Origin of the sequence: Pelobium manganitolerans, from assembly GCF_003609575.1 — a bacterium.
Lineage (GTDB): Bacteria > Bacteroidota > Bacteroidia > Sphingobacteriales > Sphingobacteriaceae > Pseudopedobacter > Pseudopedobacter manganitolerans.
In genome coordinates, this window is record NZ_MBTA01000001.1 from 179,588 (window position 1) to 195,989 (window position 16,402).

General features: G+C 42.6%; 14 protein-coding genes. 1 reads left to right on the plus strand and 13 read right to left on the minus strand.

Translation table 11 applies throughout. The features are described from left to right. Positions 1 to 67: 67 nt before the first annotated feature. Genes BCY91_RS00770 through BCY91_RS00785 form a run of 4 tightly spaced genes read right to left on the minus strand, consistent with a single transcriptional unit; the run spans position 68 to position 5,064 of the window. Positions 68 to 1,249: an AGE family epimerase/isomerase gene (locus BCY91_RS00770; protein ID WP_120180103.1), complete on the minus strand. Its 1,182-nt coding sequence runs from the start codon at positions 1,247 to 1,249 to the stop codon at positions 68 to 70. A 5-nt stretch (positions 1,250 to 1,254) separates the two neighbouring features. Then, the gene (locus BCY91_RS00775; protein WP_120180104.1) at positions 1,255 to 2,439 is read right to left on the minus strand and encodes a glycoside hydrolase family 130 protein; all 1,185 of its coding nucleotides are present in this window, start codon (positions 2,437 to 2,439) and stop codon (positions 1,255 to 1,257) included. A 32-nt stretch (positions 2,440 to 2,471) separates the two neighbouring features. Continuing rightward, the gene (locus BCY91_RS00780) at positions 2,472 to 3,902 is read right to left on the minus strand and encodes an MFS transporter (protein WP_120180379.1); all 1,431 of its coding nucleotides are present in this window, start codon (positions 3,900 to 3,902) and stop codon (positions 2,472 to 2,474) included. Positions 3,903 to 3,909: 7 nt separating this feature from the next. After that, positions 3,910 to 5,064, minus strand: a complete 1,155-nt coding sequence (locus BCY91_RS00785) for a glycoside hydrolase family 26 protein (protein ID WP_245988961.1) — start codon at positions 5,062 to 5,064, stop codon at positions 3,910 to 3,912. 273 nt (positions 5,065 to 5,337) lie between these two features. Here BCY91_RS00785 and BCY91_RS00790 point away from each other — a divergent pair, with 273 nt between their 5' ends. Continuing rightward, positions 5,338 to 6,219, plus strand: coding sequence for an AraC family transcriptional regulator (locus tag BCY91_RS00790; protein WP_120180106.1), 882 nt, complete (start codon positions 5,338 to 5,340; stop codon positions 6,217 to 6,219). Between the two features lie 92 nt (positions 6,220 to 6,311). On the opposite strand, the gene gltX is transcribed toward BCY91_RS00790, so the two are convergent. The 9 genes from gltX to BCY91_RS00835 all read right to left on the minus strand — a co-directional run bounded on the left by gltX (position 6,312) and on the right by BCY91_RS00835 (position 16,379). Then, positions 6,312 to 7,829: a glutamate--tRNA ligase gene (gene gltX, locus BCY91_RS00795; RefSeq protein ID WP_120180107.1), complete on the minus strand. Its 1,518-nt coding sequence runs from the start codon at positions 7,827 to 7,829 to the stop codon at positions 6,312 to 6,314. A 98-nt stretch (positions 7,830 to 7,927) separates the two neighbouring features. After that, positions 7,928 to 8,944 (minus strand): dipeptide epimerase, encoded by a 1,017-nt coding sequence (locus BCY91_RS00800; RefSeq protein ID WP_120180108.1) that lies wholly within the window; start codon positions 8,942 to 8,944, stop codon positions 7,928 to 7,930. Positions 8,945 to 8,954: 10 nt separating this feature from the next. Beyond that, positions 8,955 to 9,734: a Fic family protein gene (locus tag BCY91_RS00805; RefSeq protein ID WP_120180109.1), complete on the minus strand. Its 780-nt coding sequence runs from the start codon at positions 9,732 to 9,734 to the stop codon at positions 8,955 to 8,957. 132 nt (positions 9,735 to 9,866) lie between these two features. Continuing rightward, the gene (locus BCY91_RS00810) at positions 9,867 to 10,325 is read right to left on the minus strand and encodes a hypothetical protein (protein WP_120180110.1); all 459 of its coding nucleotides are present in this window, start codon (positions 10,323 to 10,325) and stop codon (positions 9,867 to 9,869) included. A gap of 23 nt (positions 10,326 to 10,348) precedes the next feature. Then, complete coding sequence (locus BCY91_RS00815) at positions 10,349 to 10,837, minus strand: thioredoxin family protein (RefSeq protein ID WP_120180111.1); 489 nt, start codon at positions 10,835 to 10,837, stop codon at positions 10,349 to 10,351. 11 nt (positions 10,838 to 10,848) lie between these two features. Next, entirely contained in the window at positions 10,849 to 12,033 is a 1,185-nt protein-coding gene (locus tag BCY91_RS00820; protein ID WP_120180112.1) for a M20 metallopeptidase family protein, read from the minus strand. Next, entirely contained in the window at positions 12,033 to 12,455 is a 423-nt protein-coding gene (locus BCY91_RS00825; RefSeq protein WP_120180113.1) for an SPOR domain-containing protein, read from the minus strand. The genes BCY91_RS00820 and BCY91_RS00825 overlap by 1 nt, the downstream gene beginning before the upstream one ends. Further along, positions 12,456 to 15,761 (minus strand): preprotein translocase subunit SecA, encoded by a 3,306-nt coding sequence (gene secA, locus BCY91_RS00830; RefSeq protein WP_120180114.1) that lies wholly within the window; start codon positions 15,759 to 15,761, stop codon positions 12,456 to 12,458. A 246-nt stretch (positions 15,762 to 16,007) separates the two neighbouring features. Continuing rightward, positions 16,008 to 16,379 (minus strand): DUF3127 domain-containing protein, encoded by a 372-nt coding sequence (locus BCY91_RS00835; RefSeq protein ID WP_120180115.1) that lies wholly within the window; start codon positions 16,377 to 16,379, stop codon positions 16,008 to 16,010. Positions 16,380 to 16,402 lie beyond the last annotated feature (23 nt).

Genomic DNA, 16,402 nt, shown 5'->3' on the forward strand with positions numbered 1-16,402 from the left:
GCAATTTATTTATAAATCCTTAAAAATAGGCAAAGCAATTAGTGTTTTAACATGTTTTTTTATTGCTTTAAGCCGCTCCCGTTCTTCTGATAATCTCTAAACAGGCCCTCACGTTATGGTAAGGGCATTTCCACAAACCTAACTTATCCTCGTTAAGCAGCGGTTTCAACTGGGCATCGCAGCCCCAAAACCATTCTCCGTTAACTTCGTCAATAAGATGTTTTTGGATAAAATGCCACGCGTTTTCAAATTTTTGGTGGTAAGTAGGGTCTTTTGTGAGTTGCCAAGCGTTATAAAAACCTACCATGGCTTCGGCTTGTACCCACCAATGCTTTTCGCGGTTAAAATGTTGCAAATCTAGGTTGTTTTCATAAAGCAGGGAGCCGTCGGCACTTAAACCTTCGCTTGCAGCTTCTGCCAAATCAATAGCGTACTGCTTATACTTTTCAATTAGCGCTTCGTCTCCTAATATTTCTGCCGCTTCTAACAGCAACCAAGAGGCTTCAATATCGTGCCCGTAAGAGTAAATGTGCTGCTTAAAATTCCACAGCTCATCCATAAAAAGGACTAAATGTTTTGATTTTGGATGGATGATATGCGTTTCAAAACAGTTTAAAAGGTGTTCTATTTTATCAGCTAAGCGCTCGTTAGGCCAAACTAAGTAAAGGTTTGCATAAGCTTCTAAAATGTGCAGATGCGTATTCATCGTTTTTTTCTCATTCGCATCTTTATCGCTCAGGCGGATATCTTCCAGCTCTTCCCACCTGCGGCCAAAAGCTTCAAAATAACCGCCAAATAAAGGGTCAAAGCTGTTGGCTTCAATAGCATTAAATAAATTTGTGGCCAGCTGCAGCGCTTCTGCGCTCCGGCTTATTTTATAGTATTCTGCTAAACCGTAAATGGCGAAAGCTTGGGCGTAGATTTGTTTTTTGGTATCTAGTGGAGTGCCATCGTAATTCAAGGTCCAATAAACGCCACCGTAATCCTCATCATAAAAATACTGTTTCAAATAATTAAAAGCGCGCTCCGCAAGTTTAAGATGTTCTACTTCTGCGGTATAAGTGTAGGAAGCAGAAAAAGTCCATAAAATCCGCGCGTTTAAAACAGAACCTTTAGGCGATTGTCCGATTAGCCGGTTGGCATGATTGCGCCTGCCTACAAAACCCCCAAACTCATTGTCAACGGCATCGCTTTCCCAGTATTTTAGTATCCGTTTTAGTTCTTGCTTTATTTCTTCTACCGTTCCCATGTGGCCTAACTATTACCCAAAAACTGTTTGTTTTTTGTGATAAGCTGATTAATTGCGTTAACGGATGCTGCGGAATTTAAACCGTCTTCTGGAGTGTTGGTGACGTAATCTACCAATTGTGCTATGCTTGATGTGGCCACGTGCATACGCGTATCTGATGAAGCGTAATAGATAAATACTTTTCCGTCTTGGTCCACAATCCAGCCGTTGCAAAATGCCACGTTAGATACATCGCCTATGCGTTCTTCACCTTCCGGAGCTAAAAAATAGCCGCCCGGTTTATGGGTAATTTTGGTTAAGTCGTGCAAATCTGTCATAAACATATATAACACATAACGCAAACCGGCCGCGGTATTGCGTACGCCGTGCGCCAAATGCAACCAGCCTTTAGAGGTTTTTATTGGCGCCGGACCCAAACCGTTTTTAGCCTCGTAAACGGTATGGTATTGTTTTTTGTACAGGATATGTTCTTCCGCAACTTCTGCATTTGTAATATCCGGGGCTAACCCAAAACCAATGCCTCCACCACTTCCGGCTTCAATAAAGCTATCTTGCGGGCGGGTGTAAAAAGCGTATTGGCCGGCAACAAACTCGGGATGTAAAACCACGTTGCGCTGTTGTGGCGAGGGTGTTTTTAAATCGGGAAGGCGTTCCCAGCTTTTTAGGTCTTTGGTGCGGATAATGCCACATTGCGCCACGGCAGCGGTTTGGTCGCCCGGGCTAGCGGCGGGGTCTCTTTTTTCGGTGCAAAAAAGCCCGTAAATCCAGCCGTCTTCGTGTTGTACCAAGCGGATGTCGTAAACGTTGGTATCTGCACCGGCAAAACTTTCAAAAGCCAGCGGACGTTCCCAAAACTTAAACCCATCTACTCCATTATCGCTTTCTGCCACGGCAAAAAAAGATTTACGGTCTGCACCTTCAACGCGGGCCACAAGTAAATATTTGCCATCGAGCTTAATGGCACCGGCGTTAAAAGCTGCGTTTATGCCAATGCGTTCCATAAAAAAAGGATTGCTGTTGGGGTCAAAATCAAACCGCCAAGTTAATGGCGCATGTGCCGCGGTTAGTACGGGATATTTATATCGGGTGAAAATTCCGTTCCCATACGGTTCGGGTTCATTCCTCCGATCCAATAGGGTTTTATGGGCTTGTTCTAAATCCGCTTTGCGGCCTTCAAAAATTGCTGTCATGCTTTGTTCTAAATTGCGATTTGCGCTGGGCGCTATAATGATAATTCTGGGTCTTGTTGTTTTGTAGCTGCTAAAGAAGCACTGCGGCGTGTATCTAACTCATTGGTGATTTGGAGCATGGTGGCATCATTCAGCTGATAAAAAATGATGAACAGTGCCGATAGGAGCGCACCCGCCGCCGGTATAAAGCTCAACATCATTTTAATACCGAACTGGGTATCCAAGGTTTGCACCATGTTGGCCTCAAAGCCGTAAATAGCCAATATCCAACCTGTAAGGGCACCTCCTAAGGTCCAACCTAGCTTTTGCGACATGGATGATGACGAAAAAATAAGTCCGGTTGCCCGCCGGCCGGTTTTCCATTCCGAATAATCGGCAGTATCTGCGTACATGGACCACAAGAGCGGGAAAACGCTCCCGGCGCACACGCTGATCAAAAACTGAAAAGAGAATATCAAGAAAATATCTGTTTGTTTAAATGCGTAAAAAATACAGCTCAAAACGGTGGCAATTAACATGGCATATAAGAAGGTGTTTTTTTTGCCAATTTTATCAGAAACAGGTTTTGCCAAAACTACCCCCACAATATTAGCCGCCTGGCCCAAAACCAAATACAGCGTACTATAGTTGATGGCGATGTTTAACGCAGGCAGCTGAAAAGCTTCCTGGTTGGTGACGTAATATTTAAAGTAAAAAATGGAAGAGCCATCTCGCAGAGAATTAAATATAAGCGTAAAAACACCGGCGCCTAACAAAATAAACCAAGGTTTGTTGTTGGCCAGGTTTTTTAAATCTTCTTTTAAGGCACTTTTTTGTTCCTTGGGCGGACTGATGCGCTCTTTGGTCCATAAAAAAGTGAGGTAAAACAGCAACATGGCGATGATTGCGAAAACAAGCACGCTGTAAAACCAGCCCTTTTGTAAATCGGCACCAGCCGGGGTTTTGCCAAACAAACTTGCCAAAGGTTCTGCCGCGGCCAATACCAAAATACTGCCTGCGAACGCAAAAACAAAACGATAGGTAGAAAGTGATGTACGTTCTTTGATATTAGAGGTCATTACGCCCATTAACGAAGCATAGGGCACGTTAATGGCCGAGTAAACCATCATCATTAAGGTATAGGTAACGTAGGCGTAAATGATTTTGCCGCTTAAACTTAAGTTGGGACTGCTAAAGGTAAGTACGCCGATAATGGCAAAAGGAATAGCCATCCACAGCAGGTAAGGCCTAAATTTTCCCCATTTGGTGTCGGTTTTATCAGAAATGATGCCGATGATAGGGTCCAGGGCGGTATCCCAAATGCGGGTTACCAAAAACATGGTGCCTACCACTGCGGCAGAAATTCCGAAAATATCGGTATAGTAAAACAGCAAATAAACCGAGAACAGCTTCCAAAACATGGATGAAGCAAAATCGCCGAAGCCGTAGCCTACTTTTTCTTTTAGGGTGAGTTTCTGGTTCATAAAATGGTTATCGGTATAGATTTTTGTGAACAATGTCTTTTTCAAACAAGGTGCGCTCTAGCTCGTAAAATTCTTTAAAATCTGCGGCCGAGCTTTGTCCCTCATACGGTGCGTAATAGTGCATTTTTTGCTCATTAGCTTTCCATCCAAAATTCCTCCACAGCAAAACATAGCAGATTTTAAAGTCTTTAATGGCATCCCACAAGGTTTGGGTCCACCAGTTTGCATCCGGAACGGCTTCAAAGCCGGTTTCGGCTAAGGCCATTGGTTTTTTGTGCTTTTTAGCGATAGCACCTAAAATACTTAACTGCGTTTTTAAACTATTGTTAAAAGCGATGGAGCTTTGCTTAATTTCTTGGTTGGTGGCATTTAACGGCGCAAATTGGTAGCTGTCAAAGCTGATCATGTCGGCATGTTTATCTCCTGGGTAGCGCTCCAAAAATTCTTCTGCGCTGGCAAAGCTGTTGGTGTTAAAAACATAAATGAGGTTATGTACGTTTTTGCTCTGCAAGTAATTGGCGGTAAATTTCCATAACGCTACATAGTCCGTGGCGCTACAATGCGCTTTGCCCCACCAAAACCAAGCTCCGTTTAATTCGTGAAACGGGCGGAACAGGATCGGAACGGCTTCTCCACTTGGCGCTTTTAAGCTGTTTAAAAATGCCGCCAATCTATCTAACCATAATAAATACACCTGATGTTTATCGCCCCCGGGCAAAATGGCCGAAACGGCATTTGTGGTATCCCAAGAATTGCCTAAAGTTACGGGGTTATCCAAGTGCCAGCTGATAGTGTTCACCGCGCCGCGCTGGTAACTTTCTATAATAAACTGTTTTATTTTATCAAAGGGTACGCCGTCCAAATTTTTTTCACGGGCGTGTTCTATACCTCCTAAATCCCATCCGTGTACAGCCGCATAGTCGCCGGTAATATCATGGACGTCACTTTTGCCGGCAATGTACTTCCAATTTACGCCATAGGCCAAATCATCTTGGTGGCCAAACATAATGCCGCTTTTGCTAAGCTTTTTCAAGTTTTTGTACAGGCGTTTCGTTTCTTTGGTGGCCTGCTTATCCACCAAACGGGTGGCATTAGCCAAAGTTTGTACGGTGCAGAAACCTAAAGTCAAAAGCAGGCATTTGGCCCATTTGTTTAACATCATTACTTAAAATAAAATAGCGAAGGTTTACAAAACAATATTAATAGTAAATAAAACTTTTATGTAATACTTTTTTAACCAAAATAGACATTTAAATAACGTACTTACATAAAATTCTAGCACAAAACTGAAGCATAAAAGGTTTAATAGCTTAAAAATGATAGGCTAATAGTTAAAAAAGCTTAGTTTATGTTTGTTTCAGAATTCAATTTTTATTGATATTTATTTATCATTACTTTAGTATAAAATGTAAATTTGAAAGATTGAAATCCAATTATGAACCATCCGAATATTATTAAGGAGATTACCCCTTTAACACAAAACGATTGTTTTACGATGTTCTCTAGAGTGAAAAAGGAATTTAATTTTCCTTTGCATTACCATGATGAGTACGAGCTGAATTTGATTATTAACGCAAAGGGCGCTAAACGGATTATTGGCGACCATATTGAAGTAATCGAAGATATGGAGCTAGTTTTAGTGGGCCCAAATTTGCCACACGCTTGGTTTACGCACGAATGTACCAGCCAAAATATTACAGAGGTTACCGTGCAGTGGCATAAGGATTTGCTGGATGATAAGTTTCTGAAACGAAACCAACTTAGTTTTATCCGTAAAATGTTTGAGCGTTCTTCAAAAGGGATTTCTTTTTCAAAAGAAGCAGTTACGGCCATAGCGCCCCGCATACTCTCGCTAAACAAAAAAAGCGGCTTTGATTCTGTAATTTCCTTAATGTTGATTTTGCACGATTTATCTACCTCGCGCAGTATGTACACCTTATCTGATACGGGTTTTACCAATGATTTGGTGGTAACTTACAACAGCCGGCGCTTAGACAAAGCTTTTGAGTATATGAACAACAACTACGACAAAGCGATTGTGCTAAAAGACGTGGCCAAATTGGTGAATATGACAGAAGTTTCTTTTAGCAGATTTATAAAAAAACGCACAGGTTTTACCTTTATTGATAGCTTAAATGAGATTAGGCTGGGCCATGCCTCAAGGATGTTGATTGATAGCACGCATTCTATTGCGGAGATTTCTTATAACTGCGGTTTCAACAACATCTCTAACTTTAACCGCATTTTTAAGAAAAAGAAGAACTGTACACCCAGCGAGTTTAGGCAAAACTTCTCGGGCACGCGGATTTTCGTTTAAGCGATTAGAGAATTGCGCCCAAAAGGAATTTACCCTTGGGCGATGGCCAATAAATGTTGTTTTCGAGAATGGGTTAACGAAAAATTGATGTGTTAATCTTTAAAAACTTCCACCGCATTATTTATCCGATAAACGACTTCGTTTGCGCCTAACTGGCTTACGATATCAAACACCTGCGGCCCAAATTTGCCGCCAACCAGCATGATGCGCAAAGGCAACATCACTTCGCCAACTTTTAAACCTTTTTCTGCAGCTAATTCTTTAAATAAACTTTCGGTAGCTGTACTCTCGAGCTGGTTTTTATCTTTTATCGCATCGGCGAAAGCCAAAAAGAAAGCCTCTTTTTCTGCAGACCATTTAGGTTTCACGGCGTTGGTGTCCCATTTATCGGGTGCGGTAAAAAAGAAAGATGCTTGATCGTAAAAATCAGTTAGTAAAACGCAACGCTCTTTTACCATTTCAATTACTTTCAGCAGATAATCATCGTGTGGCGTATTGATGTTTTTATGATTTAGCACCTGTTTTACATAAGGCAATAGGTGTTGTGCGCTGCTGCGCTTAATCCACTCGCCGTTGTACCACTTGGCTTTTTCGTAATCAAACTTAGCTCCAGCTTTATGTATCCGCTCCAAAGAAAATTTTTCGATCAGCTCGTCCATACTAAACAGCTCCTGGTCGGTACCGTCGTTCCATCCTAGCATGGCCAGCATATTTATAAAACCTTCTGGCAAAAAGCCGGTTTCTACAAAACCTTCTGCACGCTTTCCTGTTTTGGCATCAACCCAGTTAATTGGATATACCGGAAAGCCAAAACGCTCACCGTCGCGTTTGCTTAATTTTCCGTTGCCGTCTGGCTTTAAAATCAAAGGTAAATGCGCCCACTGTGGCATTTCTTGCTCCCACCCAAAATACTTCCACAACAGCAAATGCACCGGCGATGAAGGCAACCATTCTTCTCCGCGGAACACATGGCTTATTTTCATCAGGTAATCATCCACTACTACCGCTAAATGATAAGTGGGCATTCCGTCTGCTTTTAGCAAAACCTTATCGTCAACCTCGCTGCTATTAAAGGAAATATCGCCACGGATCATATCTGTAAAAGAAATATGCTGGTCTTCGGGCATTTTTATCCGGATAACGTGCGGCGCGCCTTCTTTTATCAGGCTTTCTACGGCCTCGTGCGGAATGGTTAAAGAGTTGCGCAGGTGTTTTCTTGAGCTGTGATCGTACCTAAAGTTTTCAATCACTTGGCGTTTTGATTCCAGTTCTTCTGCGGTATCAAAAGCGTAATATGCGTGGCCGGCTTTTACCAATTGCTCGGCATATTGGCGATAGGTCGCTTTTCTTTCGCTTTGGCGGTAAGGCCCGTATGCGCCACCATCGCGGCTGCTTTCATCCGGCTTAATGCCGCACCAATTTAAGCAGTTATAAATATATTCTTCTGCACCTTCAACAAAGCGGGTTTGGTCTGTATCCTCTATCCTCAAAATGAACTCGCCGTGGTGGTGTTTAGCAAAAAGGTAGTTGAATAAAATTGTGCGCACGCCACCAATATGAAGTCCGCCTGTAGGACTAGGAGCAAATCTAACTCTAACTTTGTCTTTCATTTTTTGAATTATTACAGAGATACAGATTGAACAAAAACCATGCTCAATTACAGCGTGCTAAATTAGCGTTTATAGCGCTAAGACAAGCATTTAATCGGTTAAAATTGCAGGCCTAAACCGGGTGCCGGGCTAAGTACGTAGCGCCCATTTTTAAAACCGGGTGTTTGGTAGGGATTGTTGCTACTTAAAAAAGGGCCGTCTAAATCTGCCCAATCACAAAGTGGTGCCAGCGTGGCAGCCGCTAAGGTGGCAATGCTGGTTTCGCTCATGCAGCCAATCAATATTTTTAAACCGCATTGGCGTGCTTTTTTAATCATGTTAAAGGCTTCGTGCATACCGGCAGACTTCATCAGTTTGATGTTGATGCCATGGTAGGCGTGTTTGATGCTGTCGATATCCGCCAGGCGCTGTACGGCTTCATCGGCGATAATGGGTACAGGGCTGCTTTCTATTAACCAAGCGTGTCCGTCGGTATCGTTTTTGTCTAGCGGTTGCTCAACCAGCAACACGCCCTGCGCGTGTAACCAATGCAGGGTTTCTAAAGCCTCCTCTTTATTGCTCCATCCTTGGTTGGCATCTACAAATAAAGGCAAATCGCACATTTCGCGTACGGTGTTGATTAATATTTTATCGCTATCGCGCCCTAGTTTTACTTTCAACAAACGGAAACCAGCTGCCAAAGCTTCTTCTACTTTTTTACGGACAATGGGTATTTCATCTATCCCGATGGTGCAGGTAGTTTCGGGCATTTTTTGTGGGTCGGCGCCAAACATTTGGTAACAGGCTTGCCCCGATATTTTACCGCTCAAATCATGTAAAGCAATATCTATCGCGGCTTTAATGGCGGGCTGTCCGGTCGCAAGCGAATCTAGATAAGATAGGATTTCCTCAAAGTTGAAGGGGTAGCCGAACTGTTGTAACTGTACTTTTTGTAAAAACGAGGTAGCGCTTTCATGGCTCTCGCCCATATAAGGAACCATAGAAGCCTCGCCGTAACCTGTAAAGCCTAAGTGATGTACCTGCACCAACATCAAAGGCGTGTACGTGCGCGAAAATTTTGCAATGGTGAAAGGGTATTTGAGCTGAAGGTTAAAAGGTTGGTAGCTGAGTTGCATTTTTTGGGGATTACTGATGGTTAAGCGTGTTTGGCAACATCAATAAAAAAGGCAAAGCCTTAGAATAATCCAATTGTGAATATTCTAAACCTAAACGACGCAAGTTGACATAATAGGTTTGATGATTGTTATAATACATTTTTTCGCTCTGTAAAAACCAAGCTTTAGCGCCCAATTTTTCTGCCATAAACCACTTTTCCAATAAGCGGGCACTTCTCCCGTTACCATCTGCCCAAGGGTGAATCTTTACAAAAACCAGATGGATCATCGCAGAAAAATAAAAGACTTCTTGTAAACTTAAATTTCTGTTGAGCAAAGTTTCCACATCGCTAAAGAAATAGCTGACCTCATTTTTTACTTCATGGGGTTCTGCCGCAACATATTCTATTTTACCATCGTCTGTAGTCACGTACATGTTTTGGTTGCGGTATTGCCCCTGCCAATCCGCAGTAATTAAATGTTTGCTCAGATGTTGGTGCGCAACCTTCGTATTTGCTTCATTTAGCACATTATTTTGGGCAAAAATATACGCAGTGTACAAATCATCTATCTTTTTTGTATAATCGGGTTGGAAAGACAAACCATATTTTTTGTGCTTCACGTAGCTATCCAATTCCATACATTCTCCTTCAATCTTACTGCTAAACACAGATGCTACCGAAGTGTAAAAGCTAAACTCGGGGGTTGATATTTCGGCATCTTCCAAAGCGGAGAACCTTTGCAGAAGGTCCCGCGGAGTTTTTTCAAGATACGCATCAAGTAGCGCGGTTGATAAAATCTGTAAATCCATCTCTTTTTCAATTCTTATTCACAGCAATGGACTTAGCGTTAATGTACGCTTTCGGTTATCATTAAGCTAAAATCTTCTTAAAACAAAAAACCTTTGCCGCTTAGCAAAGGTTTCAAAAAAATCAGCAAATTCCTACTTACAATCTACCGCATCAAAAACAAAGCCTTGGTCAAACTTAATTTGGCTATGGTCTTTAAAATAGGTGCGGCCCATGTAACTTTCAATATTGCCATAACCTTGGTACAGCTTGCCGTCTTTTTTTAAGAAAGCTTGCGGATTTTTGGAAACAGTGCCCTCCGCCTTGAACGTAAAATCTACAAAAAGGGTATCTCCGCTAAACGATCCTTTGATATCGCCGTCTGCATCATCTTTTTCGAAAAAGTTATAAGTAAGCGTGCCCGTAACCTTGCCGTTTAACTGGTTAATGTGCAGCATGGCCGAGTCTTTACCAGAAGTTGCCAAATAACATTCTTTTAGCGTATCCGCGTTGCTGGTTGCTAAACTATCCGCACCGGAATTTGCCGTTTTATTTTGATTGCAGGCTGTAAGGGCAAGCGCGGCAGCTAAGGCAGAAAAGAAAATCGATTTCATATTTTATGTATTTAATTAACAAATCAATTTTTGTAAGTGGCAGGGTCTATCGCTTTTGGTGTCCAAGCTTTTAAAAAATCTGAAACTAAAGTAGCGTTATGCCCATTTCCTCCTTCTAAATAAGCCGAGTTTTGAATATGTAGGCGTTTACCATCCGCATCTAAAACTACAAACACCGGAAAGCCGAAACGCTGAGGATAGCCTAAACTAGCCAAAACCTCTTCATTCTTATTTTCTTTGCTGTAATTCACATGCACCACTACATAATTTTGGCTTAGTAAATTTTTAAGTTCAGCATTTTCTGTTACCAGTTTATTAAAACGTATGCACCAAATGCACCAGTTACCACCAATCTGCAAAAACACGTGCTTACCTTCTGATTTTGCTTTAGCAAGGGCATCCGTAATGTCTTGTTTTGCATTTGCTTCCGGATGATAAATATCAACTTTTTCTTGCGCAAATACCGAACCGAATATTAAGGAAAACCACACTAAAAACACGAGCTTCTTCATCGCGGTAGTGTTTAGTTGCCTAGTTCTTTTAAGGCCAAATAAGCCATTAACCCGGTGCTTAAATTCAAAGCTTTTTCGTCAATATCGAATGTTGGTGTATGTACCGATGAAGTAATGCCCCTCTCTTCGTTTCGCGTGCCTAAACGGTAAAAACAAGCATCGCTAGCTTGCGAGAAGTAAGCAAAATCTTCCGCCGCCATCCAAATATCTAAATCCTCTACATTCTCTTGGCCCAAATAGTCAATGGCTGCTTGCTTGGTGCGCGCCGTTAGCTTTTCTTCATTTACTAAAAATGGGTATCCGTTTACGATGTTAAAATCGCAAGAACCGCCCATACCTTCAGCAATACTTTCTGCCATTCTTTTCATCTTATGATGTGCTTCGGCACGCCATTTCTCATTTAAAGTGCGGAAGGTGCCCTCCAAATAAACTTCATTTGGGATAACATTGGTAGCGCCGTTGGCAATCACTTTCCCAAAAGAAAGCACCGACGGTGAACGCGGGTCGGCACATCGGCTAACAATCTGTTGCAATGCCGTAATAATATGCGCCATAATAACCACCGGATCCACATTTTGTTGGGGTTGTGCGCCGTGGCCTCCCTTGCCTTTTATGGTTACATAAAGCTCATCTGTTGATGCCATATACTTGCCAGAGCGGATACCGATTTTACCGGTTTGGATAGAAGGCATTACGTGCTGACCTAAAACTGCAGAAGGCTTTGGGTTTTCTAAAACACCTTCTTGAATCATCAAATTTGCACCGCCGGGCAGTTTTTCTTCTCCGGGCTGAAACATAAATTTTATGGTGCCTCCAAAATCAGCTTTAAGCTGCGATAAAATTTTGGCTGTTCCCAATAAAGAGGAGGTATGCACATCATGCCCACAGGCGTGCATTACACCTTCGTTTTTTGAGCGATAATCTACATCATTTGCCTCGATAATTGGCAAGGCATCCATATCTGCACGTAAAGCGATTACGCTGTTTGATGGTTTGTCGCCTTTTAAAATGCCAACTACGCCGGTGCCCGCAAGTTCATGAAATGGGATGCCCAGTTTTTCCAGATTGGCTTTTACAAAAGCGGATGTTTTATATTCTTCAAAAGAAAGCTCGGGATTAGCGTGCAAATGTCTGCGGTTTCGGATAACATCTGCATGTATTTCTTCAGCAAGTTTTTTGATTTTGTCTATTAACATCACTCGTCGGCTTTAAGCGGGTTGATACGCTCTTGAAAAATAAATAGTGTTGGAAAAGTAGGGCGAAGCTCGGTCATTAAACGTTGGGCTTCGGCACGTGTTCTAAAATCGCCTACTTTTACGCGGTAATTTGGTTGGGTATAAGAAATATATGTGGCATACTCCGGGTATAGTGAGCTAAACCTTGCCTGCTCATTATAAGCCTCCTTACGGTCGCTTCCAAAAAAAATTTGTACCCTGTACCCATTAACAATAATAGGCGTACCATCTTTGGTAACGCCTTTATTTAATGCAATGCGCCGGGCAATCAGGCTGTCTATCAAAGGATTTTTTACAACCGTAACTTTTGCGTTTTCTTGTGCGAAAGCACCCAAAAACGAAGCAGCTAAAATTACCGAGAGTATATACCTTTTAATTTCCATTTATGATTGTCCGTGGCAGCTTTTATACTTTTTACCGCTACCGCAAGGGCATGGGTCGTTTCTGCCTATTTTAACTTCAGCCCTAATTGGCTGTGTTTTTTGTATTTCGCGTGTATCATCAACAGGTACACCGTTATTTTCTTGCACGGTATCCGCTTTTGAAGTTTTCAGCTGGCTCATATCTGTACGCGGTTGTGGCGCGGCTTCGCGCACTGGTGCGTTACCTTGTACCGGAATTACTCCTTTAAACAAGAAACTTACCACTTCTTTATTCACCACGCCCAACATGCCTTTAAACAGATTAAAAGCTTCCATTTTGTAAACCACCAGCGGATCTTTTTGCTCGTAAACAGCATTTTGTACCGATTGTTTCAAATCATCCATTTCGCGCAAATGCTCTTTCCAAGTGTCATCTATCAGCGAAAGCGTAATGGTTTTTTCAAACGCTTTTACTACTTCTTTACCTTGGTTTTCTACCGCTTTTTTCAAAGGTGCAGCAATTTGGATGCCGTGTGTGCCATCTGTAAACGGAACAATAATGCTTTCGATGCTATCACCGCGGGTTTCGTAAACGTCTTTTAATACCGGATAAGCCTGTTTGGCCACCTCTTCTGATTTACGTTTGTAGTAAGCCTGTGCTTCTGCAAAAACTTTATCAGCCAGAGTGTTGGCGTTGCTGGCCGCAAATTCTTCTGCTGTAACAGCGCTATCAAAAGCAAAAATGCGCAACACCTCTAATTTAAAGCCTTCGTAATTGTTGCTTTCTTTATAATCGATAACCACATCATCCACCACATCCAAAATCATGTTTTCGATATCAACATCTAAACGCTCGCCAAACAAGGCGTTTTTACGTTTGGTATAAATTACGGTACGTTGCGAGTTCATTACGTCATCATACTCCAACAAACGTTTACGTATGCCGAAGTTGTTTTCTTCTACTTTTTTCTGCGCACGCTCGATAGAGTTGGTGATCATGGAATGCTGGATTACTTCGCCTTCTTCGATACCCATGCGCACCATTAAGCTGGCTATACGCTCCGAGCCGAACAAACGCATCAGGTTATCTTCCAATGAAACAAAGAACTGCGAAGAACCCGGGTCTCCTTGACGTCCCGAACGACCTCTCAACTGCCTGTCCACACGGCGAGACTCGTGACGCTCGGTACCTACAATGGCTAAACCGCCCGCCGCTTTTACGCCTTCGCCCAACTTAATATCCGTACCACGACCGGCCATGTTGGTTGCAATAGTCACCTGACCAGCTTTACCGGCTTCTGCCACAATATCGGCCTCTTTTTGGTGCAATTTGGCGTTCAATACATTATGTTTGATGCCGCGCATCTTTAACATACGGCTTAACAATTCGGAGATTTCTACTGAAGTAGTACCTACCAACACCGGACGGCCTGCTTGTGTTAATTCCACAATTTCATCAGCCACGGCATTGTACTTCTCGCGCATGGTGCGGTAAACCTTGTCTTGCCTGTCTTGGCGCTGAATTGGACGGTTGGTTGGTATTTCTACCACGTCCAATTTATAAATCTGCCAAAGCTCGCCTGCTTCGGTAACGGCAGTACCCGTCATCCCGGCAAGCTTGTGGTACATTCTAAAATAGTTTTGAAGCGTAATAGTGGCGTAAGTTTGTGTGGCGTCTTCCACCTTCACATTTTCTTTAGCCTCAATAGCCTGGTGTAAACCATCAGAGTAACGGCGACCTTCCATAATACGGCCGGTTTGCTCGTCAACGATTTTTACCTTACCCTCGTCAATAATATATTCGGTGTCTTTCTCAAATAAAGTGTAGGCTTTTAAAAGCTGGTTTACCGAGTGGATACGCTCAGATTTAACCGAAAAATCGCGGATCAGTTCATCTTTTTTGGTGGCTTTTTCCTCGTTGCTCAAGGCAGATTTTTCAATATCGGCAATCTCGGTACCTACGTCAGGCATCACAAAAAAGTGTGGATCTTCGCCAGAAGCGGTAATAAGCTCGATGCCTTTTTCAGAAAGTTCTACTTGGTTGTTTTTCTCATCAATCACAAAGAAAAGCTCTTTATCTGCATTAGGCATTTCTTTGTTTTGATCTTGCATGTAATAGTTCTCTGTTTTGGTCAGAATGCCTTTCATGCCCGGCTCGCTCAAAAACTTAATTAAAGCTTTGTTTTTTGGTAAACCCCTGTAAGCGCGGAATAATGCTAAACCGCCTTCGCCTTCCTCTGGCCCGGTTTTACCGTCGGCAATTAATTTCTTGGCTTCATTAAGTGCGCCGGTAACATAATTGCGTTGTGCATTTACCAAGCGCTCGATACGCGGCTTTAAATCGTAAAACTCGTGCTCATCTCCGCGCGGGATAGGACCAGAAATAATCAAAGGCGTACGGGCATCGTCAATTAAAACAGAGTCCACCTCATCCACAATAGCATAATGCAATTTGCCTTGTACCAGCTCTTCCGGCGAACGTGTCATGTTGTCACGCAGGTAATCAAAGCCAAATTCGTTATTGGTACCATAAACCACATCGGCTTGGTAAGCTTTTCTTCTTTGTGGCGAGTTGGGTTGGTGTTTATCAATACAGTCAACCGCTAAACCGTGGAATTCAAAAACAGGACCGTTCCACTCACTATCACGGCGGGCCAGATAGTCGTTCACCGTAACCACGTGAATGCCTTCGCCAGAAAGTGCATTTAAATAAATAGGAAGCGTGCCCACCAAGGTTTTACCCTCACCGGTAGCCATCTCGGCAATTTTACCTTCGTGCAAAACAATACCGCCAATCAGCTGTACATCATAATGGATCATGTTCCACTTTACCTCTGTGCCGGCAGCCATCCAGCTGTTGTGGTGTAAAGCTTTATCGCCGCTAATTACCACATTAGGTTTGCGTGCGGCCAGCTCACGGTCAAAGTCTGTTGCAGTTACCTCTACCACTTCATTTTCGGTAAAGCGGCGTGCAGTATCTTTCATCACAGCAAAAGCTTCGGGCAAAATCTCTAAAAGTACTTCTTCCAGCTTCTTGTTCCGGTCTTTGCCCAGCTTATCTATCTCATCGTAATATTTTGTTTTTTCGTTTAAAGCCATGTCTGGGTTGTCCAGCACATTGGTTTTTATCTCGGCAATTTTAGCATCAATTTCGGCAAGAGCCTCTTTTATGCGCTGTTTAAAATCAGCAGTTTTTGCACGCAGTTCATCATGCGAAAGACTGGCTAACTTCTCATATTCGGCTTTAATTTTTTCTACTAGGGGCTTTACGGCCTTAACGTCACGCTCCGACTTACTGCCGAATAGCTTATTTATAAAACTTAACATCTTTTTATTTTGGTGTTACACTCAAATCAACAACTACGCCACCCCGCTATTTAAGCCATAATGGCATTTTAGGGTTGTAAAAATAGTATTTTATTTAAGCCTTTTAGGATATTGGCATGGCGGATTTGTATTTTTTAACATTTTGCCAACAAGCTGTGGCTAATAGCGAAGCCACAAAATAAAAAAGCGGCCAACGTTGGGCGTTGATACCGCTTTTATCGCATTGTAATTAGAAAATAGGCTGTTTTAGAACGGTAGGTCGTCATCAGCACCAGCGTCAGATGAAATATCTACCGTTGGGATGCTGGGTGCTGCCGCGGCAGATGATGGCTCTGCGGCGCCTAACACGTTAACCTTCCATAGTTGCAGGGTGTTGAAATATTGCTTTTCACCTTGCTTGTTGGTCCATTCTCTTCCTCTTAAATTGAAGAAAATTTCTACATCTTGACCCACGCTTAAACCGTCTAGCAAAGCTACGCGGTCCTGAGTTGCTTCAAATTTCACAAATTCCGGATACTGAGGGTTTTCAGCGTACTCAACCACCAATTCCCTTTTTCTGAATGTTTCAGTTACGTTTATTACGTCTGATACGAAATGTACTTTGCCTTTAATATCCATAGTTCTCGTTTGAATCTGTTTCA

Excerpts from the sequence above, each read along its gene's own strand:
- BCY91_RS00780 (WP_120180379.1), bottom strand. The coding sequence starts at position 3,902 with ATGAACCAGAAACTCACCCTAAAAGAAAAAGTAGGCTACGGCTTCGGC.
- BCY91_RS00775 (WP_120180104.1), bottom strand. The coding sequence starts at position 2,439 with ATGACAGCAATTTTTGAAGGCCGCAAAGCGGATTTAGAACAAGCCCAT.
- BCY91_RS00815 (WP_120180111.1), bottom strand. The coding sequence starts at position 10,837 with ATGAAGAAGCTCGTGTTTTTAGTGTGGTTTTCCTTAATATTCGGTTCG.
- BCY91_RS00825 (WP_120180113.1), bottom strand. The coding sequence starts at position 12,455 with ATGGAAATTAAAAGGTATATACTCTCGGTAATTTTAGCTGCTTCGTTT.
- gltX (WP_120180107.1), bottom strand. The coding sequence starts at position 7,829 with ATGAAAGACAAAGTTAGAGTTAGATTTGCTCCTAGTCCTACAGGCGGA.
- BCY91_RS00790 (WP_120180106.1), top strand. The coding sequence starts at position 5,338 with ATGAACCATCCGAATATTATTAAGGAGATTACCCCTTTAACACAAAAC.
- BCY91_RS00770 (WP_120180103.1), bottom strand. The coding sequence starts at position 1,249 with ATGGGAACGGTAGAAGAAATAAAGCAAGAACTAAAACGGATACTAAAA.
- BCY91_RS00785 (WP_245988961.1), bottom strand. The coding sequence starts at position 5,064 with ATGATGTTAAACAAATGGGCCAAATGCCTGCTTTTGACTTTAGGTTTC.
- secA (WP_120180114.1), bottom strand. The coding sequence starts at position 15,761 with ATGTTAAGTTTTATAAATAAGCTATTCGGCAGTAAGTCGGAGCGTGAC.
- BCY91_RS00835 (WP_120180115.1), bottom strand. The coding sequence starts at position 16,379 with ATGGATATTAAAGGCAAAGTACATTTCGTATCAGACGTAATAAACGTA.
- BCY91_RS00800 (WP_120180108.1), bottom strand. The coding sequence starts at position 8,944 with ATGCAACTCAGCTACCAACCTTTTAACCTTCAGCTCAAATACCCTTTC.
- BCY91_RS00810 (WP_120180110.1), bottom strand. The coding sequence starts at position 10,325 with ATGAAATCGATTTTCTTTTCTGCCTTAGCTGCCGCGCTTGCCCTTACA.
- BCY91_RS00805 (WP_120180109.1), bottom strand. The coding sequence starts at position 9,734 with ATGGATTTACAGATTTTATCAACCGCGCTACTTGATGCGTATCTTGAA.
- BCY91_RS00820 (WP_120180112.1), bottom strand. The coding sequence starts at position 12,033 with ATGTTAATAGACAAAATCAAAAAACTTGCTGAAGAAATACATGCAGAT.